The organism is Allobranchiibius sp. CTAmp26 (assembly GCF_017565405.1).
Lineage (GTDB): Bacteria > Actinomycetota > Actinomycetes > Actinomycetales > Dermatophilaceae > Allobranchiibius.
Genome location: NZ_JAGEKR010000017.1, coordinates 22448 through 48040 on the forward strand (window position 1 = coordinate 22448; position 25593 = coordinate 48040).

Sequence of the window (25593 nt, forward strand, 5' to 3'; positions counted from 1 at the left end):
GTGGGCCACCCTACTGCCCAGTCAACAAAGCCCGCGCCCGATCCACGTCATGACCCATCTGTTCGATCAACGGCTCGATCGAGTCGTACCGGATGTTGCTGCGCAGCCGGTCGGTGAACTCCACGACGACCACCTCGTCGTACAGATCCAGGTCGGTGCGGTCGAGCACGTACGCCTCGACGGTGCGCTGAGTGCCGTCGAACGTCGGGTTCGTGCCGACCGAGATCGCGGCGGGGAGCCGCTCGCCACCGTGCTCGGTGCGCACGAGCCATCCGGCGTACACCCCGTCCGCGGGTACGAAGCCGGTCGCGTCCTGCGCGAGATTGGCGGTGGGGTAGCCCAGTTCGCGGCCTCGCTGAGCGCCGCGCACGACCATGCCGGTGACCGCGTGGGGTCGCCCGAGGATGCGGGACGCGGCTGCGACGTCACCCGCCACCAGGTCCGAGCGGACCTCGGTCGAGGAGTATCGGCCGCCTTCGCCGACGTCCTCCTGCACCTGCACCTCGAAACCGAACTCGGCCCCGAGCTCACGCAGGGTGTCGACGTCGCCCTCGTTGCGCGCGCCGAAGCGGGTGTCCCGGCCGACGACGACCGCGTGGGCGTGCAGCCCGTCGACGAAGACCGTTCGCACGAAGTCGCGGGGCGACATCGCGGCGAGCTCGAGGGTGAACGGCATGACCAGCACCGCGTCCAGCCCGATCTGCTCCATCGTGACGAGCCGGTCCCGCAGCGAACTGACGAGCACCGGCGCGTGCTCCGGATGCAGCACCGCGAGCGGGTGCGGCTCGAAGGTGACCGCCACCCCGGCGAGCCCCTCGCGTCGAGCCCGTTGAACGACCGCCCCGAGGAGCGTGCGGTGTCCGAGGTGTACGCCGTCGAAATTGCCGATGGTGACCACGCTGGGACCGAATCCCGACGGCAGGTCGGAGGTTTCGGTCAGGCGCAGCACGCCGCAACTCTAGCCCGCGGTCAGTTCGCGTTTGTTCAGGCCGAACGCGTACCAGGCCCCGACGGCCAGCAGCCAGGTCAGCACGAACACGCCGACGATCACGAAGCCGACCCCGTTGAGGTCGATCGACCCGATGGCGGCGATCGGCCCACGGGTGATGCTGAGCTGGTCGGCGAAGATCGAGCACAGCTCGATGCTGCCGATCACGACGGCGACGAAGATCGACAGCCCGGTGACGGTCGCGTTGTAGTAGAGGCGGCGCAGCGGCTTGGCGAATGCCCACTTGTAGGCCTTCCCCATGAAGATCCCGTCCGCGGCGTCCAGCAGGCTCATGCCCGCGGTGAAGAGCACCGGCAGCGTCAGCACGGCGTACCAGGGCAACGCGATCGCGGCGCCGCCGGCGAGCACCAGCAAGCTGATCTCGGTGGCGGTGTCGAAACCGAGGCCGAAGATGAGGCCGATGGGGTACATCTGCGTCGGCCGGGTGACCGAGCGGGTGAGCCGGCCGAGGAACCGGTTGAAGAAGCCGCGGTTCTGCAGGTGCTCCTCCAGGGCCTGCTCGTCCAGCTCGCCGCCGTGGGCACGACGCCAGACGCGCACGATGCCCACCAGCGCCACCATGTTGAGCAGTGCGATGAGCCACAGGAACAGACCTGAGACGGATGTCCCGACGATGGCCGTGACGGTGTGCAGGCTCGAACCGCCGTTGCGGACCGAGGTGGCAAGAGCACGCACCCCGAAGGAGAGCAGCACACACAGCCCGAACACGACCGAGGAGTGCCCGAGGGAGAACCAGAAGCCGACGCTCAACGGGCGCTTGCCGTCGGTCAGGAGCTTGCGGGTGGTGTTGTCGATCGCGGCGATGTGGTCGGCGTCGAAGGCGTGCCGCATGCCGAGGGTGTACGCCGTGATGCCGAGGCCCACGCCGAAGACCCCCTGGCTGCCGACCTTGTAGTGATGGGGGGCGATGACCGCGAAGAGGGTGACGAAGCCGATCACGTGCAGGGCGATGACGGCGAGCGCCATCCCCGCCACCGAACGGCGGTCCGCAGGCGTGAATTCGGCTGCGAAGGAACGCAACCGGCCCGGTCGAGCAGCGCCGGAGAGGTCTGCGACGGACTGGACCACGTGATGCCTCCCGAAGTGATTGATCGACTCCGGCGACCCTACCTCTCAGATGCGACTGAGTCGCACGTGCGTCGTCAAACCTGTTCCAAAGGAGGGAAGACCACCTGGGATCTGGTGCAGGCTCCGGACTCGTCGAGGATGGCCACCAGGTCCCCGGTCGGGCCGATACCGGCGACCGGCTCCTGCCGTACGCCCTCGTGCTCGATCCGTTTCCCGTGCCGCAGATCGCGCTCCTGCTCCCCCGTCAGCTCGCGCACCGCGAACTGCTCCCGAGCGGCCTGTGCCATCGGCACGACGGGCAACACCCCGCCCTGCTCACGCAGCGCGGTCAGCTCCTGCAGAGCGGCCGCTGCGGCCACGTCGAAGCGCCCCACCCTCGTGCGCCGCAACGCGGTGAGGTGCCCGCCGACCCCCAGGTCCGCGCCGAGATCCCGCGCCAGCGCACGGACGTAGGTGCCAGAGCTCACCTGCACCTCGACGTCCACGTCCAGGACGGGCAGACCATCCACGGCAGCGACGCGTTGCGCGCGTACGTCGAACCGCGCGACCCTCACCGAGCGGGCCCGCAGCGCGACCTCCTCGCCGCCGCGCACTCGAGCGTAGGAACGCACCCCATCGATCTTGATGGCACTGACACTGCTCGGCACCTGATCGATGTCGCCGGTCAACCGAGCGACGGCACTCTCCAGGGCGACCGGGTCGACATCCTGGGCACCACGGGCGTCGGTCACGTCGCCCTCGGCGTCGTCGGTGACGGTGCTCTGACCGAGGCGGACGGTGGCGGTGTACGTCTTGTCGCAGCCGACGAGGAAGGTCAGCAGCTTCGTGGCCCGGCCGATGCCGATGAGCAACAGCCCGGTGGCCATCGGGTCCAGGGTGCCTGCATGCCCCACTCGGCGGGTGCCCGCGAGGCGCCGGCACCGCGCGACGACGTCGTGACTGGTCCAGCCGGCCGGTTTGTCGACCAGCAGAAGCCCGTCGATCCGACTACTCCGACTTCTTGTAGGGGTCGGCCTCGCCCGCGAAGCTCGCCTGCCGCTTCTTCTCGGCCAGCTCCTCGTCGCGCGTCCGTGCCGCGCGCAGGGCGTCCTCGATCTGTGCGACGCCCTCCGGGATGGCGTCGGGCACGAACTCCAGGGCAGGCGTCAGCCGGATGCCGAGCCCCTTGCCGACGTGCGACCGGATGCGGCCACGGTTGTCCTCCAGCGCCGCCTCGCTGTCCGTGCGCTCCTGGTCGGTGCCCAGGAAGGTGTAGAAGACCGAGGCGTGCTGCAGGTCACCGGTGACCCGCACGTCGGTGATGGTGAGGAAGCCGAGACGCTCGTCCTTCAGCCGATGCTCGAGATAGTCGGCCACCAGGAACTTGATGCGTTCGGCGATCTTGCGTGCGCGTGCTGGGTCGGCCATGGCGCGATTCTCGCACCGGGACACGGTGTTCCGCCAAACCGGTCTATGCCTTGCGGGCCACGATCAGGTCGCGGTCGATGGAGGCGTCCACGCGGTGCCGCAGGTCGTCGTACCCCGATCCGGTGCGGACCTCGAGGCCGTGCTCGGTGAGCAGTTGCTCCAGCGCGTCCCGGGGGGCGACGTGCCGGTTGTAGGACAGGCCGACCGCTCCCCCGCCGCGCAGCACCCGCACCCACCCCGGCAGCGCCTGGTCGAGCAGTTCCAGTGGGCTGCGGGCCAGTTCGTCGGCCTGGGAGCCGTGCTGCACGCCGTACGGCGCGTCGGCCACCACCACGTCGACGCTGCGCGCCCGCAGGAGGCCATCGAGGTCGCGGGTGTCGGTGTTGAGGTACTCCACCCGCTGCACCTCACCGGCGCGGAAGCTCTCCTTGCTCGCCGCGATCTCGATCTGCAGCCGCCGACCGCGCATCCGCCCGTCGGTGCGCAGGGCGGTCTCCTGCACGGTGTGCTTGTAGCGGTGGGTGCGCATCCAGGTCTTGATGAACGCCGCGTACGCCTCGTGGTCCTTGCGGTCGATCTCGACGCCGGTGACGTCGTAGCCCAGGGAGAGGGCCAGGTTCAACGTGGTGCCGCGCCCGCACATCGGGTCGAGCACGTCCAGCGAAGCGTCCAGCCAGCGCTGCGGCCGTGCGGTCGCGGCAGCCGTGACACCGAGTACCAGCCGGGTCCACTGCTCGTTGGTCTTACCGGAGTACTTGGGGATCGTCACCAGGTCGCTGGGGTAGATTTCCCGGCGCCGCAGCGGCACCGGCCGCAACAGCTCGCCCTCTCGTTCAAAGAGCGCGGCGCTGGCCGACAGGTTGGAGAGCACGTCGACCAGGTCACCGGCGTCACCCTCGGCGCTCACCGCCAGATACTCCACGCCGGCGAGATCAGCGGGCTCCACCTCGACCGCCCGGTCGCACAGCACCCCGGTCAGGATGCGCGCCTCGGCCGCGACCAGGGCGCGGGCGGCGCCGGCGTACACCCGGTTGGCGCTGGGGGCGATCATCAACAACAGCTCCGTCACGGGAGCACACGCTATCTGTCACCGGGCGGGGCTACGTTGCACGCATGGGCACGCGAGCGCTCCACGCGGCGACCGTCGCCGGCGACGAACGGTCCTGACGTGCTCGCGGCCGTGCTGGCGTTCATCGGTGCCCTGCTCGGGGCAGGCATCCCCGCGCTCATCGCGCTGCGGGGCCAGCACCAGCAGGCCCGCACGGAGTGGAGCCACCGCCTGGATCGGGCGATCCACGCCCTGTCCTCCCCCGATCCCGAGGTCCGCGACGTCGGCAAGGAGCTGCTCGCCAGCCTGATCGAATCCGACCTCGGCAGCGCCGCGGACCGCGAACTGGCGCGACGCATCGCCCGAACCGGTCTGATGCAGGACGCCGTGGACACGGTCGATCGCCCGCGTGAAAATGAGAACGACGTCGAGGAGGACAGATGAGCCCGGAAACCCCTTCAGTCACGCGATCCGACATCCGCCTGGCTCGCGCCCTGGTCAACGACGCGAGGAAGCGCGGCGAACGCGAAGACCCCCGGATCGAGAAGATCGCGCGTCTCGAGACCGGCACGCCGCGCACGACCTGACCGTATTTCTCGCCCGCGACACGACGAACGGCCCGACACCCTCGCGGGTGTCGGGCCGTTCATGTACGCACTCGTCCTTCACAAGACGAGCTGAGCCTTCTCCGCTCCGCTTCCTCACACTTCGCTTCGGCCGGACCTCGCTTCGCTCGGCCCAACCTCCGCTGCGTGTTCGTCAGCTACGCGGCTTCTCGCGCATCTCGTACGTCGTGATGAGGTCACCATCCTGCAGGTCGTTGAACGACCCCAGGTTGATACCGCACTCGTACCCGTCGCGGACCTCGGTCACGTCGTCCTTGAACCGACGCAGACCGGCGATCTCCAGGTTCTCGGTGATGACCACGCCGTTCCGCGTGATGCGCGCCTTCGAACCGCGTCGCATGAGACCCGAGCGCACGAGCGAACCGGCGATGTTGCCGAACTTGGAACTGCGGAAGATCTCGCGGATCTCCGCCGTGCCCAGCTCCACTTCCTCGAACTCCGGCTTGAGCATGCCCTTGAGGGCCGCCTCGATCTCCTCGATGGCCTGGTAGATCACCGAGTAGTACCGGATCTCCACGCCCTCCTTCTCGGCGAACGCGGCGTTCTGGCCCTCGGCCCGCACGTTGAAGCCGATGATGACGGCGGTCGCCGCCACGGCGAGGTTGATGTTGTTCATCGTGATCGCGCCGACACCGCGGTCGATGATGCGGATCTCGACCTCTTCGCCCACGTCGATCTGCATCAACGCATCTTCCAAAGCCTCGACCGAACCCGAGCCGTCACCCTTGAGGATGAGGTTCAGCGTCTCGACCTTGCCCTGGGCCAGAGTCTGGTCCAGATCCTCCAGGCTGATCAGCTTGCGAGCCCTGATCAGCGAGGCCCGACGGTCGTCGGCCTCACGCTGCTCGGCGATCTGCCGTGCCGTGCGGTCGTCCGGCACCACGATGAACGTGTCGCCTGCGCGTGGGACCGCTGCCAGACCGGTGACGAGCACCGGACGGGACGGACCCGCTTCGGTCAGGTTCTCGCCGTGCTCGTCGAGCATGGCGCGGACCCGGCCGTGCGCCACACCGGCGACGATCGAGTCACCGACGCGGAGCGTGCCGGACTGCACCAGCACCGTGGCCACCGCACCGCGTCCGCGGTCCAGGTTGGCCTCGATCGCGACACCGCGAGCTTCCTTGTCGGGGTTCGCGCGCAGGTCGAGCGCAGCGTCGGCGGTCAAGAGGACCGCTTCGAGCAGACCGTCGATGTTCTGCCCCTGCTTGGCCGAGACGTTGACGAACATCGTGTCGCCGCCGTACTCCTCGGCGATCAGGTTGTACTCGGTCAGCTGCTGGCGCACCTTGTCCGGGTTGGCGCCTTCGACGTCGATCTTGTTGACCGCGACGACGATCGGTACGTCGGCCGCCTGGGCGTGGTTGAGCGCCTCGATGGTCTGCGGCATGACGCCGTCGTCGGCCGCGACGACCAGGATCGCGATGTCGGTCACCTTCGCACCTCGGGCACGCATGGCCGTGAAGGCCTCGTGACCGGGGGTGTCGATGAAGGTGATCGCGCGGTCCACGCCCTCGTGCTCGGCGTGCACCTGGTAGGCACCGATGTGCTGGGTGATGCCACCGGCCTCACCCTCGGCCACCTCCGCGTTGCGGATGGCGTCCAGCAGTCGCGTCTTACCGTGGTCGACGTGACCCATCACGGTCACTACCGGCGGACGAGCCTGCAGTTCCTCGTCCGTCTCGGCCTCGGCCTCGGCCTCCAGGTCGATGTTGAAGGCGCCGAACAGCTCCTTCTCCTCGTCCTCGGGCGAGACGACCTGGATCTGGTAACCCAGTTCGGCACCGAGTGCCATGAAGGTGTCCTCGTCGAGCGACTGGGTCGCCGTGGCCATCTCACCGAGGTGGAACAGCACCGTGACCAGGCTCGCCGGGTTGGCGTTGATGCGATCGCCGAAGTCGCTCAGGGACGCACCGCGGCGCACGCGCACGACGGTGTTGCCGTCGCCGTGCGGAACGCTGACGCCACCGATGGTGGGCGCCTGCATCTGCTCGAATTCCTGGCGCTTGGCGCGCTTGGACTTGCGCCCACGCACCTTGCCGCTACCGCGCCCGAAGGCACCGGGCGCGGCGCCGCGGGCCGGTCCACGGCCGCCGCCCGGACGACCGGCGAAACCGCCGGTGCGAGCGGGGCCGCCACCGGCACCGGGTGCACCGCGACCGCCGCCGCGCGCCGGGCGGTCACCCGGACGAGCTGCAGCGGCACGATCGGGCATCATGCCGGGGTTCGGACGTGCACCCCCGGGGCCGCCACCGGGTGCGCCGGCGCGTGCTGCCGCCGGACGCGGGGCGCCACCGGGACGCGGGCCTGCCGCACCACCGGCACCACGCGCGCTGGAGGGACGGGGCATGCCCTGGCTGGGCGCGAACGGGTTGTTGCCGGGGCGCGCGTTGCCGCCGCCCTGACCACCGGTGCGCATGCCCTGGCTGGGCGCGAACGGGTTGTTACCCGGGCGCGGACCGGCCGGACGAGGAGCCGACGGCCGTACGGCACCGCCAGCGCCACCGGCGCTCGCAGCGGGCGCCTCGACGTCCGGACGAGCCGGTGCGGGCGGGGCGGCCGCGGGTGCGGGCGACGCTGCCGGCTCCGACGTACGCGCTGCCGGGACGTCAGCAGCCGGCGTGGCCGGCTTGGTGGGGCCGGGCGCGGGCGCCTTGCGTGTCGCGGGAGCTGCGGGAGCGGCCGGGCCGGGGCGAGCCGACGTGCCACCGGGCACGGCGGTCGGCCGGGTCGGCTGCTGCGGCGCCTCGGTCACGGGGGTCTTGGGAGCGGCCGGCGCTGCGGGCGCGGCGCCGGGACGACCGGAGGCACCGGGCTTCGGGGCGCTGGGGGCAGCCTTCTCCTCGGGCACGGCGCTGCCGGCACCCGGAGGCGGGCTTTCCTTGATCTTGCGCACGACGGGCGCTTCGATCGTGGAGCTGGCGGTCTTGACGAACTCGCCCTGCTCCTTGAGGTAGTTGAGTAGTTCCTTGCTGGGCATCCCGAGCTCTTTGGCGAGCTCGTGCACTCGGACCTTTGCCACGCTTCTCCTGTTCGGATTTGCGACGGTCCGAGCGGCGGCCGGAGTTCATCCGGGGCAGCACAGACCGTCTGTCAGTGAATGCTCATTGCTGAGGACTCATCGGGTGCTCATAGCGATAAACCCGCTTCCGGTCTTGTCGTGCCGCGCGGTGCGGCAGGTCGCTACATCTTCAACATGGTCAAGCGGCAGGCACGCAGCTGTCACGCAACGCCTCGACATCGAGGACGGCGCTGTCGCGCGGCACCGGGAGAGCCCGCTGCAGTGCACGACGGCGTACCGCCTGATCCAGGCAGTCCGCGGACGGATGCAACCAGGCCCCTCGGCCCGGATGCCTGCCACGCTCGTTGGGTACGACGCGCCAGGCGCCGTCCTCCACGATCGCGGCCACCCGCAACAACTGCGACCGATCGGCGCGTTGCCGACATCCCACGCACGTGCGCAAGCCGCGATGAGCGACTGGCGGGGGTGTGGAACGACGGTCGCGTCTCCGCTCGACCATCATCAAGTCTAGCGCAGCCGACCGGCAGGCCCGTCCGCGCCGCTGCTCGGCGGTCCGGACGGGGCCGCACCGGCCTCGGGCTCCGCGGGCGCCGTGTCGGACCGGATGTCGATGCGCCAACCGGTCAGCTTCGCGGCCAGGCGAGCGTTCTGCCCTTCCTTGCCGATCGCGAGGCTCAGCTGGAAGTCGGGGACGACGACCCGCGCCGCCCGGGCCCTCTCATCGACGATCTGGACCGACTGCACCCGTGAGGGCGACAGTGCCGAGGCGATGAAGTCCCGGGGATCGCGGGCGAAGTCGACGATGTCGATCTTCTCGCCGTGCAGCTCGGTCATCACCGCACGCACCCGCGAGCCCATCGGCCCGATGCAGGCGCCCTTGGCATTCAGTCCGGGGACCGTCGAGTGCACCGCGATCTTGCTGCGGTGGCCCGCCTCACGAGCGAGCGCGGCGATCTCGACGCTGCCGTCGGCGATCTCCGGCACCTCGAGGGCGAAGAGCTTGCGCACCAGATTGGGGTGGGTCCGGGACAGGTTGATGGACGGGCCCTTGAATCCGCGCTTCACCGCCACCACGTAGCACCGCAGTCGCTCACCGTGCACGTAGCGCTCTCCGGGCACCTGCTCGGCGAGGGGGAGCACGCCCTCGACGGTGCCGAAGTCGACGTGCACGTTACGCGGGTCGCCGGACTGCTGGATGACGCCCGCGACGATGTCGCCCTCGCGGCCGCGGAAGTCGCCGAGGATCGCCTCGTCCTCCACATCGCGCATCCGCTGCACGATGACCTGACGGGCGGTCGAAGCCGCGATCCGCCCGAAGTCGGTGGGGGTGTCGTCGAACTCCGGTCCGCGTTCGCGGACGGCCGGGGCATCCTCGCCCTCCGGCGGGGCGGCAGGCGCCTCGCGGGCGAGCACGGTGACCCGGCCACTGGCGCGGTCCAGCTCGACCCGGGCGTCCCGGTAGCTGCCGTCGATCCGGTGGTACGCGGCAAGCAGCGCCTGCTCGATGGCGGGCACGATGACGTCCATCGGGATCTCCCGCTCGCGCTCGAGCGCGCGCAGTGCGGCCATGTCGATGTCCATCAGTCCTGCTCCTCGGTGACGTCGGCCATCTCAGGCACGTCGGACGTGCTGGGCCGGTTAAATTCGAGCTCGACACGGGCGCGTGCCGAGTCGGCGTACCCGAAGTTCCGGGTCGCGCCGGTGTCGTCGACGAGGTCGAACGAGTCGGTGCCGGCGGCCGTCAGGCGGCCGGTCAGCTGCTCGTCGCCGGTCGTGGTGAGGGCGATCAGCCGACCGACGTTGCGCCGGAAGTGCTGGGGGGCCTGCAAGGGGCGATCCGTGCCGGGTGAGCTGACCTCGAGTACGTACGCCGCCTCCCCCATGGCGTCGGACTCGTCCAGCGCGTCGCTCACGGCACGGGTGACCTCGCCCACCTCATCGAGGGTGAGCGATTCGACAGGAGATGCGCGGTCCGCGTCGTCGACGGTCACGTCGCGGTCGACGAGCACCCGGACGAGACGCCGCTTTCCCGCGGGCGTGACGGTGATGTCCTCGATGGTCATGCCGCTGCGGGCGACCACAGGAGTGAGCACGGCCTCGATGTGCCGGGAGCGTTCGGTGCCTGCGCCCCTGCCCTTGGACGGATCCATCCCGCGACCTCCTGTGTTCTGTTGTGTGCCGTACGACGGGACACACTACTCGCCACAGGGGGGTACCTCCGACGCAGAAAGGCTCGGAAGGCTCGGGAAGGCTCAGAGACCCGAGGAGGTGAGCCCCCGTCGACGCAGGACGGTCCGCTCCAGCGGATCGAACACGGCGAGCTCGACGACGACACCCACCAGCAGGATCAGGATGATCGCGCTGAGCACGGTCGGCATGTCCGAGTCCTGGGAGCCGTTGCTCAGCAGTCCGCCGAGCCCGGTGCCGAGCTGCGCGGAGGTGGCGACCAGCTCGGCGGCCATCAGGGAGCGCCAGGCGAAGGACCACCCCTGCTTGAGGCCGGTCAGATAGGTGGGCAGCGCAGCGGGCAGCAGCACCGAGCGCATCAGCTCGAAGCGTCCGGCGCCGAGCACCGTGCCCGCCTCCCGCAGCAGCGGCGGTGTCTGGTCGACCCCTCCGATCAGACCGTTGGCGATGGAGGGCACCGAGCCCAGCAGCACGACGGCGTAGATGAGCGCCGGACCGCCCTGGAAGATGACCAGAGCGAACGGCACCCATGCGACGGAGGGCAGCGATTGCATCGCCGAGAGCAGCGGACGGAATCCCTTGCGCAACAACGCGACCTGGCTGACAAGTGCGCCCAGGACCGTGCCGATCACGATGGATGCGAGGAAGCCGATCAGGCCGCGGTGCACGCTGACCCAGATCGCCTCCCACGCGGTGCCGTGGGTGATCAGGCCCCAGAGGTTGGAGGCCACGCTGGAGGGCGTCGGCACGATGTACGTCGGCTTCAGGTGCGCCCAACAGGCCACCTGCCACAACAGGATCAGCCCGACGACGACCGCCACGGGTGCGAGCACCCCGGTGATGTCGAAGCGGCGTCGACGACCGCCGGGCGCGTTCTCCAGGGCGTCCAGTCCGCCGGCCAGTTGCGCCAGGTCCTGATCCCTCTGTGCCTGCTGGGTCTTGCTCTGCTCACGCGTGGGCATGGCGACCGATCTCCTCTCGCAGAGCGTGCGTGATCTCGTCGGTGAGTCCCGCGACGTCGTCCTGCGGGACGTCGCGGGTGTCCCAGGTGCGCAGCACGCGCCCGGGTCGTGAGGACAGCAGCACGATGCGCTGGCCGAGCAGCACCGCCTCGCGCACGTTGTGGGTCACGAAGACGATCGACAGCTGGTCGGCGCGCCACACGTCCAGCAGCTCCTGGTGCAGCAGGTCACGGGTGATCGCATCGAGCGCGGCGAACGGCTCGTCCATCAGCAGCACCTGAGAGCCCTGGGCGAGGCTGCGGGCCAGGGCGACCCGCTGCCGCTGGCCGCCGGACAGCTCGTGCACCCGGCGGCTCGCGACGTTGCCGAGTCGGACGGCGTTCAGCAGCTCGGTGCACCGGCCGGCCCGCTCCTGCCGCGGCACTCCCGCCAACCGCAGCGCGAGCTGCAGGTTGCCCTCGGCGGTCAACCACGGCATCAGGGCGGACTCCTGGAACATCAGTGCCGGCTGACCTCCCTGCACGTCCACCTCACCGCTGGTCGGACGGTCGAGCCCGGCGAGGAGACGCAGCAACGTGCTCTTGCCGCACCCGGACGCACCGAGGACGGTCACGAACTCCCCCGCCGCGACGTCCAGATCCAGCCCGTCGAGCGCGAGGACCGGTTCACGCGCGCTGCCGAACGCCTTCCGCAGGCCGTGCACCCGCACGGCCGGCGTACGGCGTTCGTCCGCCTGCGCTCCCGGTTGCCTGGTGACTGCCGTCATCACGAGCTCCCTTTGACACCCAGGCCGCCGTCGGACACGGCGGCCAGCTTCTGCTTCTTCAGGACTGCGTTCAGGGGAGCGAGGTCGTAGATCCCCTGCAGGTCGGCGTTCTTGCTGAGCAGGTCCACGTCGGCGGCGTGCGTCGCGAGCTCCTTCAGCGAGGAGGCGTACGGGTCCCACCCGACCTTGACGTTCTTCAGCGCTGCGACCACGACGGCCTCGGGCAACTTCTTGCCGGTGAGCTTGCCGAGGTCGGCGTCGAGCTCGGTCGCCGCCTTCGCGGGGTCGGCCGTGATCGACTTCGCGGTCGCCACCTGCGCACCGAGCAGCGCCGACACGGTCGTGGGGTTCTTCTTGAGATAACTGGTGGAGACCAGCAGGTTGGTCGTGACGAAGTTGCCGCCGGGCCACTGCGTCTTCTCATCGACGAGCACCTTGGCCCCGGCCTGCTGCTGCAGGCGCGACACCCAGGGCTCCGGGAGCCACGCGGCGTCGATGCGACCCTGCTTGAAGAGGGTGAGGGTCTGGGCGTTGTCCTGGGAGACCACGTTGACGTTCTTGCCGCCGCTGCCGGTGAAGCCCAGACCGTGGTTCTTCAGGTAGTACTTCAGCGCGATGTCCTGGGTGCCCCCGCGCTGCGGGTCCGCGACCGTCTTGCCCGCCAGCTGGGACACGTTGGTGATGGACGGCTTCACGACCAGGGCCGCTCCACCGGAGGCGCCACCCGCGATGAGACGGACCGCCGAGCCGTGGCTCTTGATGAAGGCGTTGATGGCCGGGTTCGGACCGACGTACGCCGCGTCGATCGCTCCGGACAGCAGCGCCTGCACGGCCGTCGGTCCGGCGTTGTAGATCGTGGTGGTCAGCTTGGTCTTGCCCAGCGCCTTCGCGTAGCTGCCGTCGCCGACCCCTACGACGGGGACGGCATGCGTGACGTTGGCGAAGTAGCCGAGCTTCAGCGTGCTGGCGGTGCCGGCGGGGGCGCCCTTGGGCGCGCCGGCCGCTGAGGACGAACCGCAGGCGGCGACGCTCATGCTGGCAACGGCGGCGAGAGCGACGACCGCACCGGTCGTCACAAGGGGTCGGGCAGCGGGGCGAGGAGACATCGGGTTCCTATTGGGGACAAGCGGAAACGGGCAAGGGAGCAAAGAGGGGGTTCAGGGGACCAGGGCACCGAGGTCGGCGCCCGACATACAGGCGGCGAGCGTCGCGCCGGTCGCCGGATCGACGACGACGAAGGCACCGGTGCCTCGCAGTCGCCGGTAGTCGTCGATCGCCACGTCCTCGGCGAGCTGGACCGTGCATCGGCCGATGTCGTTGAGCTGCAACGGTGCCGAGCTCGGCTCCCAGCGAAGCTCGCTGACGTCCCACACGTCGGTGACCGGCCCGAGCATCCCCCGGACGGTCTTGGTGCCTGCCTTCACGAGCACGCGCTGCCGCGCCGACGAGGGCGCGTCGCCCATCCACGTGACGACCGCGTCGAGCGACCGTGTGACGGCGATCGGGTCGTCGGTGGTGAGCACCTCGCCGCGCGCGATGTCCAGCTCCTCCGCCAGACGGATGGTCACCGACTGGCCTGCGACGGCCACCTGTTCGGGCCCGGTGGGAGTGTCGATCGCGATGACGGTCGAGGCCGTGCCGGACGGGCTGGCGTGCACGATGTCGCCCACCTGCACCCGGCCCGACGCCACCCGGCCGGCGAGACCGCGATAGTCGGGGTACTGCGCCGTGCGGGGACGGATGACCAGCTGGACCGGCATCCGGAAGGGCTCGGCGGTGTCCTCCAACTCGGTGTCCAACTCCTCCAGGAGGGCGAGCAACGGCCGGCCGGTGTACCAGTCGGGCGCCGCGCGTACGACGCCCTCGCCGGTGAGCGCGCTCGTGGGCACGGCGACGACGTCACCCAGGCCCACTCCCCTGGCGATGTCGTGCAGTTCGGCCTGCACCTGCTCGAAGCGGTCCTGCGACCAGTCGACCGCATCCATCTTGTTGACGGCGAAGACGACGTGACGTACGCGCAGCAGCGAGAGGAGGGCGGAGTGCCGCCGGGTCTGGGCCGAGGCCCCGTTGCGCACGTCGACCAGGACGACGGCGGCGTCTGCCGTCGATGCGCCGGTGACAGTGTTACGGGTGTACTGCACGTGTCCTGGTGTGTCAGCGAGGATGAAGCTGCGCCGATCGGTCTTGAAGTACCGGTAGGCCACGTCGATGGTGATGCCCTGCTCACGCTCCGCGCGCAGGCCGTCCGTCAGCAACGCCAGGTCGAACTCGGTGGCGCCGCGGCTGCGGCTGGCACTCTCGACGGCGTCGTACTGGTCGGCGAGGATCGACTTGCTGTCGTGCAGCAGCCGACCCACGAGCGTGCTCTTGCCGTCGTCGACCGAACCGGCCACGACCAGTCGGAGCGGTGCGTGCTGGGACGCGATCGCGGTACTCATCAGAAATATCCCTCGCGCTTGCGGTCTTCCATGGCGGCCTCGGACAGCCGGTCGTCGGCCCGGGTAGCACCGCGCTCGGTCAGCCGGCTGACGGTGACTTCCTCGATGACGCTCGCGACCGTGGTGGCCTCGCTCTCGACGGCACCGGTGCAGGACCCGTCTCCCACGGTGCGGTAGCGCACCGAACGGGTCGAGAGTGTCTCCGCGCCGCGCGGACCGCCCCACGGGCCGGGCGTGAGCAGCATGCCGTCGCGCTCGAAGACCGGTCGCTCGTGCGCGAAGTAGATGCTGGGCAGCGGGACGTTCTCCGCCTCGATGTAGCGCCAGACGTCCAGTTCGGTCCAGTTCGAGATCGGGAAGACTCGGGTGTGCTCGCCCGGAGCGTGACGGCCGTTGTAGATGTGCCACAGCTCGGGGCGCTGACGGCGCGGGTCCCAGCCGCCGAAGGCGTCGCGGATCGAGAAGATGCGCTCCTTGGCCCGCGCCCGGTCCTCGTCACGGCGGGCACCACCGAGCAGCGCGTCGAAACGGTGCTCGGCGATCGTGTCGAGCAGCGGCACGGTCTGCAGCGGGTTGCGCGTGCCGTCGGGACGCTCCTGGAGTCGCCCATCGGCGATCCACTCCTCGACCCGGGCCACCACGAGATTCACGCCGGCATCGGCGACGACCCGGTCGCGGAACTCGATGACCTCGGCCAGGTTGTGCCCGGTGTCCACGTGCAGCAGGGTGATCGGCAACGGCGCCGGCCAGAGCGCCTTGCGCGCCAGGTGCAGCACGATGGCGGAGTCCTTGCCACCGCTGAACAGCATTGCGGGGCGGTCGAACTCGGCCACGACCTCCCGGATGATCTCGATCGACTCCGACTCCAGGTCGCGCAGGGCGGCCACGTCGGTGGCAAGGGGTGGGGCGGCTTCGATGGTCATGCGACCTCACTCTCGGCTCGGACCAGTCCGCGCAGCGCGTCGACGGCATCGTCGAGCGGTACGCGGCTGGTGTCGATGGTCAGATCGGGCTCGGTGGGCGGCTCGTACGGGTCGTCGACGCCGGTCATCGCGGTCAGACCGCCCGCGGCGGCGCGCGCGTACAGGCCCTTGACGTCCCGCTCCTGGCACACGGTCAACGGGGTGGAGACGTAGACCTCTCGGTACGGCGTGCCGTGGTCGCGGTGATGCGTGCGCACGGCGGCGCGCGCATCGGCGTACGGCGCGATCACCGGGACGACAACCGTCACACCGTGCCGGGCGAGCAGTTCCGCGACGAAACCCACCCGCCGTACGTGGGTGCTGCGGTCCTCGCGACTGAAGCCGAGCCCCGCAGACAGATTGGTCCGCAACTCGTCGCCGTCCAGGATCTCCACCTCAGCGCCGCTCGCCGCAAGCTGATGGGCGAACGCGCGGGCAACCGTCGTCTTGCCGGCGCCGGACAGACCGGTCAGCCAGATCGTCGTCCCGCTCACAGGTGGATACCGCACTCGACCTTGTCGGTGCCGGACCAGCGGCCGGACCGAGGGTCCGCGCCGGGCGCGACCCGCGCCGTGCAAGTCGCGCAGCCGATCGACGGGTACCCCTGTGAGAGCAGTGGATTCATGATCACGCCGTGCTCGTGCACGTAGTCGTCGATGTCCTGGTCGCTCCACGCGGCGAGCGGCGCGATCTTGATCCGCTCGCGGCGCTCGTCGAAGGAGACGACCGGCGTGTTCGCCCGCGACGCGCTCTCCACTCGTCGCAGGCCCGTCGCCCAGGCGTCGTAGCCGTCGAGCGCGTCGTCCAGCGGATGGGTCTTGCGCAATGCACAGCACAGGTCCGGGTCGCGCTCGTAGAGGCGCGCGCCGTAGGTCTCGTCCTGCTCGGCCACCGTCTGTGCCGGGGTCAACGAGACGACGTCGACCGGGTAGTCGCGAGCGACCTGGTCGCGCACCTGCAGCGTCTCCGCGAAGTGGTAGCCGGTGTCGAGGAAGAGCGCGTCGACACCCGGCAGGATGCTGCTCGCCAGGTGCAGCAGCACCGTGTCCTGCATCGACGCCGCCACGGCGAACCGGTCGCCGAACGTCCGACCGGCCCAGCCGATCACGTCGTACGCCGACGCACCCTCCAACTCGCGTGCGGCGTTCGTCGCGACCTCGCGCAGATCCGCGGTGACGGTCATGACGCCGCCTGTCCGCGGAGCCCGTGGAACTGCACCACGAAGACCCGCAGGCAGCTCCCGCAGCTCCACGCGCCGCGCGGCTCGACCTCCGGCCGCAGGTCCTCCTCGGCGCAGTAGGGGCAGTGGAAGGGCACGACCCGGTTGGTGGCGCTCATCGCAGTGAGTCCTCGTCCGCCCGCACAGCCCATTGCGCGAATCGCTCTCCGGGAGTGCGCTGTTCATCGAAGCGGCGAGCAATGCGCTCGATGTAGTCGCCGAGCTCGGCCGAGGTGACCTTGAGGGCGCGCAGCTTGCGCCCGAACCCGGCGTCGAGCCCGAGGCCACCGCCCAGGTGCACCTGGAAGCCCTCGACCTGCTGGCCCGCCGAGTCGGTGACGATCTGCCCCTTGAGGCCGATGTCGGCGACCTGGATGCGGGCACACGAGTTGGGGCATCCGTTGAGGTGGATCGCGAGCGGCTGCTCCAGCGCGAGATCGTCCAGGCGCTTCTCCAACTCCTCGACCAGAGTCTGTGCCCGGGCCTTGGTCTCGACGATCGCGAGCTTGCAGAACTCGATGCCGGTGCAGGCCATCACCGAACGGCGCCACGGCGACGGCTTCGCGTGCAGTCCGGCCGCCGCCATCCGCTCGATGAGCGACTCCGTGCGCTGCGGGTCGACGTCCAGCACCACGAGCTTCTGGTGGGTGGTGAGCCGCACCCGGTCCGACCCGGCCGCCTGCGCGGCGGCCGAGATCTCGGTGAGCACCGTGCCGGACACGCGTCCCGCGACCGGCGCGAAACCGACGTACGCGCGGCCGTCCCGCTGCTCGTGCACGCCGACGTGGTCCAGGGGCTGCTCGGGCAACGGTGCCGCAGGACCGTCCGGAAGCGCGCGCTGCAGGTACTCGGTCTCGAGCAGCTCGCGGAACTTCTCGGCGCCCCAGTCGGCCACCAGGAATTTCAGGCGGGCACGGTGACGCAGCCGCCGGTAGCCGTAGTCGCGGAAGATGCGGATCACCCCGTGCCACACCTCGGGGATCTCCTCCAGGCGCACGAAGGCACCGAGCCGGGTGGCGAGCTTGGGATTGGTCGAGAGCCCACCGCCGACGAGCAGGTCGAAGCCGGGGCCGAGATCAGGGTGGACGACGCCGACGAAGGAGACGTCGTTGATCTCGGGCGCGGTGTCGGGCAGCCAGGAGATGGCGGTCTTGAACTTGCGCGGCAGGTTGGACAGCTCCGGGTCGCCGATGAAGCGGTCCCGGATGGCGTCGATGGCCGGGGTGGCGTCGATGACCTCGTCCGCGCTCACGCCCGCCACCGGGGAACCGAGGATCACCCGGGGGGTGTCGCCACACGCCTCGGCGGTCGTCAGGCCCACGCCCTCGAGGCGGTCCCAGATCGCCGGCACGTCCTCGATGCGGATCCAGTGCAACTGGATGTTCTGCCGGTCGGTGAGGTCGGCAGTGTCGCGCCCGTACTGCGTGGACACCTCGCCGATCACCCGCAGCTGCTCGCTCGTGAGGGTGCCGCCGTCGATCCGGACCCGGAGCATGAAGTACTCGTCGTCCAGGTCCTCGGGCGCGATCGAGGCGGTGCGACCGCCCTCGATCCCGGGGCGGCGCTGGGTGTAGAGACCCCACCAGCGCATCCGGCCGCGCAGGTCCGACGGGTCGATCGAGGCGAAACCCTCACGGGAGTAGACCTCCTCGATGCGGGCACGTACGTTGAGTCCGTCGTCCTCCTGCTTGAACACCTCGTTCGGGTTCAGGGGCTCGCGCTCTCCGAGGGCCCATTGGCCGTTGCTGCGCGTGACGGTCGACATGGTTATAACCATTCCTTTTGGTTGGACCAAGGTCAAATGATGACTGATGTGTCTCAACCGTCGAGACCGGGGTCTCACCTACGATCGGCGGTGTGACCCGCCCGCCGACCACGCGCCCGGGCCGACGGACCGTGCTCGCGGCGTTCTCGCTCGCCGCGGCGGCGAGCCTCACCGGCTGTGACATCCGCCTCGAGAAGGGCTCACCCCGGCTTCCCGGCGTCGCGACCCAGGGTCCGCCGGCCGATCAGACCGCGCTGTTGCGTGCGCTGAACACGGTGCGCTCGCTGCAGGCCGCGGCAACGGATGCGGACGGGCCGTGGGCGGCCAAGCTCGCCGCGGCGTACGGCGTCGCGAGCAACCGCCTGACCCAGGTGATGTCCACGGACGGGATCACCGTGCCGACCGCGTCGGCGACTCCTGCGCGCACCGGCCTCACCGCCGCACGACTCGGTGGTCTCCAACGGGCGACACTCTCCCCCACGGCGTACGGCGACGCGGTGCATGCCACGTCCGCGAACGCGGCGATGCTCGCGGCGCTGCTGGCCTTCGGAGCGGCCGGTGCGACGGTGCAGGGCGCGGCGCCGGACTGGACCGGCGAGACGCTGTCGGCGCCGATGTCGGCCGCTCTCCTGCCCTCGGTCCGCGCTGCCCTCTACGGCATGGAGGTCATCGCGGCGAGGACCGCCGTGCGCGCCCGATCACGAGCAGCCGCGGGCGTCATCACGATGACCGCCGCGCGCTCACGGCTCGAACTCGCGGCCGGCGCCAAGGCGCCCGCCGCCCGACTCGTCTATCCGTTGTCCGTGCAGCCCGCGACGGACGCCGCCCGCACGACCCTGGCGAGCGATCTGCTCGCCGATGTCGTCACCGCCTGCGCGAGCCAGCTCGCGTCGGCACCCGGGACGAGCGCCGACCTGCGCGCCCTGGTCCACCTCTGGAGCGACGCCACCGCCCTCGGCTGGCGCTGGGGTGTCGTACCCACACCGTTCCCCGGCCTGCTGGGGTGAGCGGGTTCGCGGTCACGATCCCGCCGGCGTTCTCGGCGACGGTCGACGGGCGACCGGCCGAGGGCGGCGGGCCGGACGGCACGAGCTGGCTGGCGACCCTTCCCCGGCTCGTCGAGGAGAGCGCCGAGCTGTGGCAACTGGAGCTGGACGCCGACCCGTCGGCGACCCGGCACGGCGAGTGCGCGCTCGTGGTGCCATGCCGGCGTGATGGCGAGCCGGCGGTACTGAAGGTGACCTGGCCGCACCCGGAGGCGAGGTATGAGCATCTGGCCCTGCGCAACTGGGACGGCAGGGGCGCCGTACGGCTCCTGGCGGCCGACCCCGGCCGGTGGGCCATGGTGCTCGAGAGGCTGCACGGCGACACCAGCCTCGAGACCGCCCCGATCCTGGACGCGTGCGAGGTGATCGGAGGGCTCTTCCGTCGTCTCGACGCCCCACCCATGGCACGGGTGACGAATCTGCCCGACGAGTGCGTGAGGTGGCAGGAGCTGTGCCGCGCCGGATCACCGCGGGTGCCGCGCCGGATGACCCAGCAGGCCGCGTCCCTGCTGGGCGATCTCGCACAAGGCAGCCGCGCGGATCTGGTGCACCAGGATCTCCACTTCGCCAACGTGCTCGCAGCCGACCGTGAGCCGTGGCTCGCCATCGACCCGAAGCCGATCAACGCGCAGTGGGAGTTCGCGGTCGCCCCCGTCCTCTGGAATCGGTGGGACGAGGCGCTGCGAGCGACCAGCGTGCGCAGCCACCTGCGGACCCGGCTCAGCGTGCTGTGCGAAGCCGCCGGGCTGGACGAGGACCTGGCCAGGCACTGGTCGTTCGTGCGCCTCGTCCTGAACGCCCTGGGCGAGTGGCTGTCCGGTGCTCCGGACCAGAGCGCGCTGTCGTGCTACCTCACGGCGGCGAAGGCCATGCAGGAGTGAGCCGGTCTGACAGCGGCCTGAGTTACTCTGACGCCGCCATCGAGACCGACACCTAGGGACATCAGTGAGCACCTCGAACGCCCGAGAGACCGGCAAGGCCAAGCTGGCCCGCCTGCAGGCCGAGCAGAAGCGCGAGCGGCAGCGCAAGGTCATGGTCGCCATCACGGCCGCGGTCGTCGTCGTCGTGCTGGTCGTGGTCGGCGGCTTCTACCTCGTCTCCCGCCAGCAGCAGAAGCAGAACGACGCCAAGGCCAAGGCCAACGCCCGCAACTCCGCGTTCGTCGGCCAGGTGGAGAACGTCCCCGCCGCTGCGTTCAACACCGTGGGTGCGGGAAGCGCCGCGCAGGCGCCGAAGGCCACGAACGGGTCCCCGGACACCGTCGACGGCAAACCCCGGCTGCTCTACATCGGCGCCGAGTACTGCCCCTACTGCGGTATGGAGCGCTGGGCGCTGACCTCCGCACTGTCCCGGTTCGGCACCTTCAAGGGCGTCGCGAGCGCGGTGTCGACCGCGAACGACAACCCGGCGAACATCCCCACGATGACCTACCTCAACGCGTCGTACACCTCGAAGTACGTGGCGTTCAAGTCCTACGAGACCGCCGACCGCACCGGCCAAAAGCAACTGCAGAAGGTCTCGGCGGCCGACTCTGCCCTGCAGAGCAAGTACGACTCGCAGGGCAGCATCCCCTTCCTGCTCTACGGCGGCCTCTACACCAGTTCCGGCGCGACGTACGACGGGACGGCGCTGCAGAACATGAGCGGCGCGGCCGTCGCCCAGCAGATGCTGTCGCCCACCACGGCCATCAGCAAGGGCATCCTCGGCGCGAGCAACGTGATCTCCGCGCAGATCTGCGTCCTCACGAAGGGCGCCCCGGCCGACGTGTGCTCCTCCCCCGGCGTCAAGGCGGCCTCCGCCAAGCTCGCCAAGTAAGGCCGTGCGCGACCTCCCCCGGCGGCCTCGGTGGCTGCCACCGGTGAGTCTCGGCCTGAGCGTTCTCGGTCTGGCGGTGTCGATCTACCTCACGTACGAGCACTTCACCGGGTCCTCGACCCTCGCGTGCTCCGGGTCGGGGCAGGTCGACTGCCTACGGGTGACGACCAGCCAGTGGTCGAAGCTGCTGGGCGTTCCCGTGGCGCTGCTCGGGCTGCTGTTCTTCGTGGCGATGACGGCGCTGTGCCTGCCGCGGGTCTGGCGCCGCGCTCCACGGTCGCTGGACCTCGTGCGCATCGCGGCGACCGGGGTCGGCCTGCTGATGGTGTTCTACCTGATCTGGGCGGAGTTCTTCCGGATCCACGCGATCTGCCTGTGGTGCACCGGGGTTCACGTCATCACGTTCGTGCTGTTCTTCGTGCTGGTCTTCGGGCTGCTCTTCACCGACCCGCCCGAGCTCGTCGACGACGAATCGGACGTGATCGACCACGACTCCGCGGCGAGCCGCCGGTCCGACTGAGGCTCAGCGGCCGGCGTTCCAGCCGCGCACGATCGCGAGCACGTCCATGAGTTCCTCGGCCGTGGCGTCCGGTGTGGCGTCGACGTCCACCCGCTGCGCGGCGGGAATGACCGAGTGCGGGATCCAGACGGCGCGCATCCCCGCCTGCTGCGGTCCGTGCACGTCCTCGAAGAGCCGATCGCCGACGTACACGCATCGCTGCGGGGGCACGCCGACGGCGCTCGCCGCAGCGCGAAACGCCTCGGGGTGCGGCTTGGTCCACGCGATCTCGCTGGAGTACACGTCGGCGTCGATCAGGTGCGCGACGCCGTCCCGTTCGAAGATCGCGCGGTGGTACTCACTCGACCAGATCGTGTTGGACAGCACCCCGACCCGGATTCCGCTGTCCCGCAACGCCGTCCACAGCGGTTCGACCTGCGGGTCGGTGAAGGTGTGCGGCTCCCAGAACTTCTCGTACGCCGCCCTCGCGGCGGTGTGCTCGATGCCGCCGAGACCCGCCTCGGCCAGGATCTGATCGAGCGCGGCGCTGCTGTGCGCCTCTCGGGCCCGGCCCCACGCGTCGCCCTCCGCGCGCTGCAGTTCTCGCGCGAGCTCGCGCGCGCGGTCCTCCTCCTCGTGCACGGCGTCCGCGAAGACGCGCCACTGCTGCTTCAGGTCGACCTCGTGCCACGGCGTGAGGGTGCCGCCCCAGTCGAAGATGACCGCGTCGACGCGGGTCACGCCGAGGGCCGCACCTCGGCGAGCACCTCGACGACCGCGTCGCCCACGGCCACCTCTCGGCGTACGCCGCTGCGGCGGTCCTTCAGCTCCACGACGCCGTCGGCCAGACCCCGGCCCAGCACCAGGATGGTCGGCACGCCGATGAGTTCGGAGTCCTTGAACTTCACACCGGGCGACACCTTGCGCCGGTCGTCGTACAGCACCTCGATGCCTTGCGCCTCCAACGCATTGACGATCTCGTCGGCCTGGAGGAAGACGGCCTCGTCCTTGCCGGTGGCGACGATGTGCACGTCGGCGGGCGCGATCTCGCGGGGCCAGATCAGGCCGATGTCGTCGACGTTGTCCTCGGCGATCACGCCGACGGCTCGGGTGACGCCGACGCCGTACGAGCCCATGGTCACCGTGACGAGTTTGCCGTTCTCGTCGAGGACCTTGAGGCCGAGTGCCTCCGCGTACTTGGTGCCGAGTTGGAAGATGTGGCCCATCTCGATGCCGCGGGCGAGCGAGAGGGTGCCGTTGCCGGACGGGCTGAGGTCGCCCTCGCGGATGGTGGCGGCCTGGATGGTGCCGTCGGCCTCGAAGTCGCGTCCGTGGACCAGGTCGATGACGTGGCGCCCGTGCTCGTCGGCGCCGGTCACCCACGCCGAGCCGCGCGCGATGGACGGGTCGAGCAGGTAGCGGATGCCGCTGGCGTTGTCCGCGCCGAGCACGCCCGGGCCGATGTAGCCCTTGGCCAGGCTGGGGTGGGCCGCGAAGTCCTTCTCCTCGAACGCGACGACCTCGGCCGGATTGACCTTGGCCTCCAGCCGTTTCGGGTCGACGTCCCGGTCGCCGGGCAGGCCGATGGCGAGCGGCTCGCGGAGGCCGTCCGGGTGCTCGAGCATGACGATGACGTTCTTGAGGGTGTCGGCCGCCGTCCAGACGCGGCCGTCGTCGCGGGGGTGCTTCGCGTTGAGCGCGGACACGAGCGTCTCGATGGTGGGCGTGTCCGGGGTGTCCTCGACGTGGGCTGGGCCGGCGGTCACCTCGACCTCGGGCGCCTGCGGCACCACGACGGCCTCGACGTTCGCGGCGTACCCGGACTCGTCGCGCACGAAGGTGTCCTCGCCGTGCGGGCTGACCGCGAGGAACTCCTCGGACGCCGAGCCGCCCATCGCGCCGGAGTCGGCCTGCACGATGACGTACTCGAAACCGAGACGCTCGAAGATCTTGACGTAGGCGTCGCGGTGCGCGTCGTAGGACTTCTGCAGTCCCGCCTCGTCGATGTCGAAGGAGTAGGAGTCCTTCATGATGAACTCGCGGCCGCGCAGGATGCCGCCGCGCGGACGCGCTTCGTCGCGGTACTTGTTCTGGATCTGGAAGAGGCTGAGCGGAAGGTCCTTGTACGAGGAATAGGTGTCGCGCACGGCGAGCGCGAACATCTCCTCGTGGGTGGGACCGAGCAGCAGGTCGGAGTCCTTGCGGTCCTGGAGCCGGAACAGGTTGGGCCCGTACTCGTCCCACCGGCCCGTCAGGTCGTACGGCTCGCGCGGCAGGAGCGCGGGAAAGCGCACCTCCTGCGCTCCGATCTGCGTCATCTCCTCACGGATGATGCCCTCGACCTTCGCCAGCACCTTCATGCCGAGCGGCAGCCAGGTGTAGATCCCGGGGGCGACGCGGCGCACGTAACCGGCGCGCACCAGCAGCTTGTGCCCCGGCAGCTCCGCATCGGCCGGATCCTCGCGCAGGGTTCGCAGGAACAGGGTCGACATGCGCAGGGCCACGGGTTGGCACTCCTTGATGGTGCGGTGGATGGGTCGCCATGAGGATATCCGCCCGGCGCGGCGTCCCTCTCCCGAGTTTCCGCCCACCCTCCCCCGTCGGGGGGTAGGGATATCGACGAGGGGTGGGCACATACCCCTCCCCTTCGTCGATATCTCCACCCCCCGATCGCGGGCTGGGCCGCGGCTGTGGATAACCGGACTATCCCGGAGCCGTGTGCGCGATCGTGGCTCGGATGACGGAGCCCAGCGGCCTGGCCGCCCACCGCCCCACCGCCGTGCCGGCAGCGCAGCTGAAGGTGCTGAAGGACCAATTCCTCGACGTCCCGCCGAACGAAGCGGTCACGTGGTTCCACCTGCGGCGTGATGCCTACATCGAAACCGCCGTCTGGGAGACGCTCAGCGCCGAGAAGCGACTCGCCGTCCGCGCGCACGTCGTTGCCGCGGCCTCGCCGGGCCAGCGGGTCTTGTCGCACCACTCCGCGGCGGCGATCTGGGGTATCCCCATCGTCGGCCCGTGGCCGGAGAAGGTCGAGGTGCTGGTGCCGGACGACACCCACGGCGTCAGCCCGGGCATCCAGCGTCGGCGGACCCAGAACATGCCGCTCGGTGTAGCTCGAGGCGGCGTGACGGTGACCTCTGCAGCACGCACAGCCGTTGACCTGGCAAAGCTAGCCTCCCTTGCCTCGGCGGTCGCGTCGCTGGACCACGTACTGCACCACAAATTGGCCGGCCGAGCCGATCTGGAAGCCGAGGTAAGGGCTATCCCCAAGAACGCGCGCGGCAGGAGGCGCGCACTCCTCGCGGTCGCGCTCGCCCGGCACGATGCCGAGTCGCCTGCCGAGTCACTCAGCCGAATCAGGCTGTACGAGTTCGGAATGCCTCGACCGACGTTGCAGGTCGACTTCCGCGACGCCCAGGGCTTCATCGGTCGAGTCGACATGTACTGGCCGCATCTCGACCTCATCGGTGAGGTGGACGGGCGGCTCAAATACGGCCTACCGCCCGGCGCGTCCTCCGACGTAGCGGCAGACGTGCTGTGGCGGGAGAAGCTGCGCGAGGATCGCCTCCGACGCGTCGCCGACAGGCTGACCCGGTGGACCTGGGACGACGCGTTGAAGCGCGAAGGACTGCGCCGCGCGCTGAAGAGCACCGGCCTGCGTCCCACCTTCGACCCGAGCTGGCTGGAGCTCCTGGACGAGCGGTGGATCGCTTGACGCACCCACCCCGTCGAGGGGTGCAGTAATCGTCGAGGG

The 25593-nt window shown here is 70.1% G+C and carries 27 protein-coding genes; 7 read left to right on the forward strand and 20 right to left on the reverse strand.

What is annotated here, in order from left to right; genetic code table 11:
* Positions 1–10 precede the first annotated feature (10 nt).
* The 5 genes from J4030_RS13060 to J4030_RS13080 all read right to left on the reverse strand — a co-directional run bounded on the left by J4030_RS13060 (position 11) and on the right by J4030_RS13080 (position 4553).
* Positions 11–949: a bifunctional riboflavin kinase/FAD synthetase gene (locus J4030_RS13060; protein ID WP_208049671.1), complete on the reverse strand. Its 939-nt coding sequence runs from the start codon at positions 947–949 to the stop codon at positions 11–13.
* Positions 950–958: 9 nt separating this feature from the next.
* Entirely contained in the window at positions 959–2077 is a 1119-nt protein-coding gene (locus tag J4030_RS13065) for a HoxN/HupN/NixA family nickel/cobalt transporter (RefSeq protein ID WP_307864687.1), read from the reverse strand.
* A gap of 74 nt (positions 2078–2151) precedes the next feature.
* The gene (truB, locus tag J4030_RS13070; protein ID WP_208049817.1) at positions 2152–3060 is read right to left on the reverse strand and encodes a tRNA pseudouridine(55) synthase TruB; all 909 of its coding nucleotides are present in this window, start codon (positions 3058–3060) and stop codon (positions 2152–2154) included.
* A 4-nt stretch (positions 3061–3064) separates the two neighbouring features.
* The gene (gene rbfA, locus J4030_RS13075; RefSeq protein WP_208049672.1) at positions 3065–3484 is read right to left on the reverse strand and encodes a 30S ribosome-binding factor RbfA; all 420 of its coding nucleotides are present in this window, start codon (positions 3482–3484) and stop codon (positions 3065–3067) included.
* A gap of 43 nt (positions 3485–3527) precedes the next feature.
* Positions 3528–4553: a TRM11 family methyltransferase gene (locus tag J4030_RS13080; protein WP_208049673.1), complete on the reverse strand. Its 1026-nt coding sequence runs from the start codon at positions 4551–4553 to the stop codon at positions 3528–3530.
* Between the two features lie 99 nt (positions 4554–4652).
* On the opposite strand from J4030_RS13080, the gene J4030_RS13085 reads away from it, so the two are divergent.
* Positions 4653–4976 (forward strand): hypothetical protein, encoded by a 324-nt coding sequence (locus tag J4030_RS13085; RefSeq protein ID WP_208049674.1) that lies wholly within the window; start codon positions 4653–4655, stop codon positions 4974–4976.
* Entirely contained in the window at positions 4973–5119 is a 147-nt protein-coding gene (locus J4030_RS13090) for a hypothetical protein (RefSeq protein WP_208049675.1), read from the forward strand. The genes J4030_RS13085 and J4030_RS13090 overlap by 4 nt, the downstream gene beginning before the upstream one ends.
* A 172-nt stretch (positions 5120–5291) precedes the next feature.
* Here J4030_RS13090 and infB read toward each other — a convergent pair whose 3' ends face one another.
* From infB to J4030_RS13155, 13 genes are all read right to left on the reverse strand, one after another.
* Positions 5292–8177 carry a translation initiation factor IF-2 gene (infB, locus tag J4030_RS13095; RefSeq protein ID WP_208049676.1) on the reverse strand — a complete coding sequence of 962 codons (2886 nt, stop codon included), beginning with the start codon at positions 8175–8177 and terminating at the stop codon, positions 5292–5294.
* A gap of 178 nt (positions 8178–8355) precedes the next feature.
* A complete protein-coding gene (locus J4030_RS13100; protein ID WP_307864688.1) occupies positions 8356–8679 on the reverse strand; it encodes a YlxR family protein in 324 nt (107 codons plus the stop codon).
* Between the two features lie 5 nt (positions 8680–8684).
* The gene (gene nusA, locus J4030_RS13105) at positions 8685–9758 is read right to left on the reverse strand and encodes a transcription termination factor NusA (RefSeq protein ID WP_208049678.1); all 1074 of its coding nucleotides are present in this window, start codon (positions 9756–9758) and stop codon (positions 8685–8687) included.
* The gene (gene rimP, locus J4030_RS13110; RefSeq protein WP_208049679.1) at positions 9758–10327 is read right to left on the reverse strand and encodes a ribosome maturation factor RimP; all 570 of its coding nucleotides are present in this window, start codon (positions 10325–10327) and stop codon (positions 9758–9760) included. Before rimP ends, nusA begins: the two co-directional genes overlap by 1 nt.
* Before the next feature lie 102 nt (positions 10328–10429).
* A complete protein-coding gene (locus tag J4030_RS13115) occupies positions 10430–11326 on the reverse strand; it encodes an ABC transporter permease (protein ID WP_208049680.1) in 897 nt (298 codons plus the stop codon).
* The gene (locus J4030_RS13120; RefSeq protein WP_208049681.1) at positions 11313–12092 is read right to left on the reverse strand and encodes an ABC transporter ATP-binding protein; all 780 of its coding nucleotides are present in this window, start codon (positions 12090–12092) and stop codon (positions 11313–11315) included. The genes J4030_RS13115 and J4030_RS13120 overlap by 14 nt, the downstream gene beginning before the upstream one ends.
* The gene (locus tag J4030_RS13125; protein WP_208049682.1) at positions 12092–13126 is read right to left on the reverse strand and encodes an ABC transporter substrate-binding protein; all 1035 of its coding nucleotides are present in this window, start codon (positions 13124–13126) and stop codon (positions 12092–12094) included. Before J4030_RS13125 ends, J4030_RS13120 begins: the two co-directional genes overlap by 1 nt.
* 123 nt (positions 13127–13249) lie before the next feature.
* Complete coding sequence (locus J4030_RS13130; protein WP_208049683.1) at positions 13250–14530, reverse strand: sulfate adenylyltransferase subunit 1; 1281 nt, start codon at positions 14528–14530, stop codon at positions 13250–13252.
* On the reverse strand, positions 14530–15453 hold the full coding sequence (gene cysD / locus J4030_RS13135; RefSeq protein WP_208049684.1) for a sulfate adenylyltransferase subunit CysD: 924 nt from the start codon (positions 15451–15453) through the stop codon (positions 14530–14532). The genes J4030_RS13130 and cysD overlap by 1 nt, the downstream gene beginning before the upstream one ends.
* On the reverse strand, positions 15450–15986 hold the full coding sequence (gene cysC, locus J4030_RS13140; protein ID WP_307864689.1) for an adenylyl-sulfate kinase: 537 nt from the start codon (positions 15984–15986) through the stop codon (positions 15450–15452). The genes cysD and cysC overlap by 4 nt, the downstream gene beginning before the upstream one ends.
* Positions 15983–16675, reverse strand: coding sequence for a phosphoadenylyl-sulfate reductase (locus J4030_RS13145; RefSeq protein WP_208049686.1), 693 nt, complete (start codon positions 16673–16675; stop codon positions 15983–15985). Before J4030_RS13145 ends, cysC begins: the two co-directional genes overlap by 4 nt.
* Entirely contained in the window at positions 16672–16830 is a 159-nt protein-coding gene (locus J4030_RS13150; RefSeq protein WP_208049687.1) for a hypothetical protein, read from the reverse strand. The genes J4030_RS13145 and J4030_RS13150 overlap by 4 nt, the downstream gene beginning before the upstream one ends.
* Positions 16827–18476, reverse strand: coding sequence for a nitrite/sulfite reductase (locus J4030_RS13155; RefSeq protein WP_243763321.1), 1650 nt, complete (start codon positions 18474–18476; stop codon positions 16827–16829). Before J4030_RS13155 ends, J4030_RS13150 begins: the two co-directional genes overlap by 4 nt.
* A 92-nt stretch (positions 18477–18568) precedes the next feature.
* Between J4030_RS13155 and J4030_RS13160 the strand changes: the two genes are divergently transcribed.
* From J4030_RS13160 to J4030_RS13175, 4 genes are all read left to right on the forward strand, one after another.
* The gene (locus J4030_RS13160) at positions 18569–19483 is read left to right on the forward strand and encodes a hypothetical protein (RefSeq protein ID WP_208049689.1); all 915 of its coding nucleotides are present in this window, start codon (positions 18569–18571) and stop codon (positions 19481–19483) included.
* Complete coding sequence (locus tag J4030_RS13165) at positions 19480–20403, forward strand: aminoglycoside phosphotransferase family protein (RefSeq protein ID WP_208049690.1); 924 nt, start codon at positions 19480–19482, stop codon at positions 20401–20403. Before J4030_RS13160 ends, J4030_RS13165 begins: the two co-directional genes overlap by 4 nt.
* Positions 20404–20467: 64 nt before the next feature.
* Entirely contained in the window at positions 20468–21337 is an 870-nt protein-coding gene (locus J4030_RS13170; protein WP_208049691.1) for a DUF929 family protein, read from the forward strand.
* A gap of 43 nt (positions 21338–21380) precedes the next feature.
* Positions 21381–21857 (forward strand): vitamin K epoxide reductase family protein, encoded by a 477-nt coding sequence (locus tag J4030_RS13175; protein WP_307864690.1) that lies wholly within the window; start codon positions 21381–21383, stop codon positions 21855–21857.
* A 3-nt stretch (positions 21858–21860) separates the two neighbouring features.
* Here the strand turns inward: J4030_RS13175 and J4030_RS13180 are convergent, their stop codons facing one another.
* Positions 21861–22577 (reverse strand): HAD family hydrolase, encoded by a 717-nt coding sequence (locus J4030_RS13180; RefSeq protein ID WP_208049693.1) that lies wholly within the window; start codon positions 22575–22577, stop codon positions 21861–21863.
* The gene (locus J4030_RS13185; RefSeq protein WP_208049694.1) at positions 22574–24340 is read right to left on the reverse strand and encodes a proline--tRNA ligase; all 1767 of its coding nucleotides are present in this window, start codon (positions 24338–24340) and stop codon (positions 22574–22576) included. Before J4030_RS13185 ends, J4030_RS13180 begins: the two co-directional genes overlap by 4 nt.
* A gap of 233 nt (positions 24341–24573) precedes the next feature.
* On the opposite strand from J4030_RS13185, the gene J4030_RS13190 reads away from it, so the two are divergent.
* A complete protein-coding gene (locus J4030_RS13190) occupies positions 24574–25554 on the forward strand; it encodes a type IV toxin-antitoxin system AbiEi family antitoxin (protein ID WP_208049695.1) in 981 nt (326 codons plus the stop codon).
* The last annotated feature ends 39 nt before the right edge of the window (positions 25555–25593 follow it).

Coding starts and splice junctions, on each gene's coding strand:
- J4030_RS13150 (WP_208049687.1), bottom strand. CDS start 16,830: ATGAGCGCCACCAACCGGGTCGTGCCCTTCCACTGCCCCTACTGCGCC.
- J4030_RS13120 (WP_208049681.1), bottom strand. CDS start 12,092: ATGACGGCAGTCACCAGGCAACCGGGAGCGCAGGCGGACGAACGCCGT.
- J4030_RS13125 (WP_208049682.1), bottom strand. CDS start 13,126: ATGAGCGTCGCCGCCTGCGGTTCGTCCTCAGCGGCCGGCGCGCCCAAG.
- nusA (WP_208049678.1), bottom strand. CDS start 9,758: ATGGACATCGACATGGCCGCACTGCGCGCGCTCGAGCGCGAGCGGGAG.
- rbfA (WP_208049672.1), bottom strand. CDS start 3,484: ATGGCCGACCCAGCACGCGCACGCAAGATCGCCGAACGCATCAAGTTC.
- J4030_RS13155 (WP_243763321.1), bottom strand. CDS start 18,476: ATGTCGACCGTCACGCGCAGCAACGGCCAATGGGCCCTCGGAGAGCGC.
- J4030_RS13100 (WP_307864688.1), bottom strand. CDS start 8,679: ATGATGGTCGAGCGGAGACGCGACCGTCGTTCCACACCCCCGCCAGTC.
- J4030_RS13090 (WP_208049675.1), top strand. CDS start 4,973: ATGAGCCCGGAAACCCCTTCAGTCACGCGATCCGACATCCGCCTGGCT.
- J4030_RS13115 (WP_208049680.1), bottom strand. CDS start 11,326: ATGCCCACGCGTGAGCAGAGCAAGACCCAGCAGGCACAGAGGGATCAG.
- cysD (WP_208049684.1), bottom strand. CDS start 15,453: ATGACCATCGAAGCCGCCCCACCCCTTGCCACCGACGTGGCCGCCCTG.
- rimP (WP_208049679.1), bottom strand. CDS start 10,327: ATGGATCCGTCCAAGGGCAGGGGCGCAGGCACCGAACGCTCCCGGCAC.
- J4030_RS13145 (WP_208049686.1), bottom strand. CDS start 16,675: ATGACCGTCACCGCGGATCTGCGCGAGGTCGCGACGAACGCCGCACGC.
- J4030_RS13130 (WP_208049683.1), bottom strand. CDS start 14,530: ATGAGTACCGCGATCGCGTCCCAGCACGCACCGCTCCGACTGGTCGTG.
- J4030_RS13190 (WP_208049695.1), top strand. CDS start 24,574: ATGACGGAGCCCAGCGGCCTGGCCGCCCACCGCCCCACCGCCGTGCCG.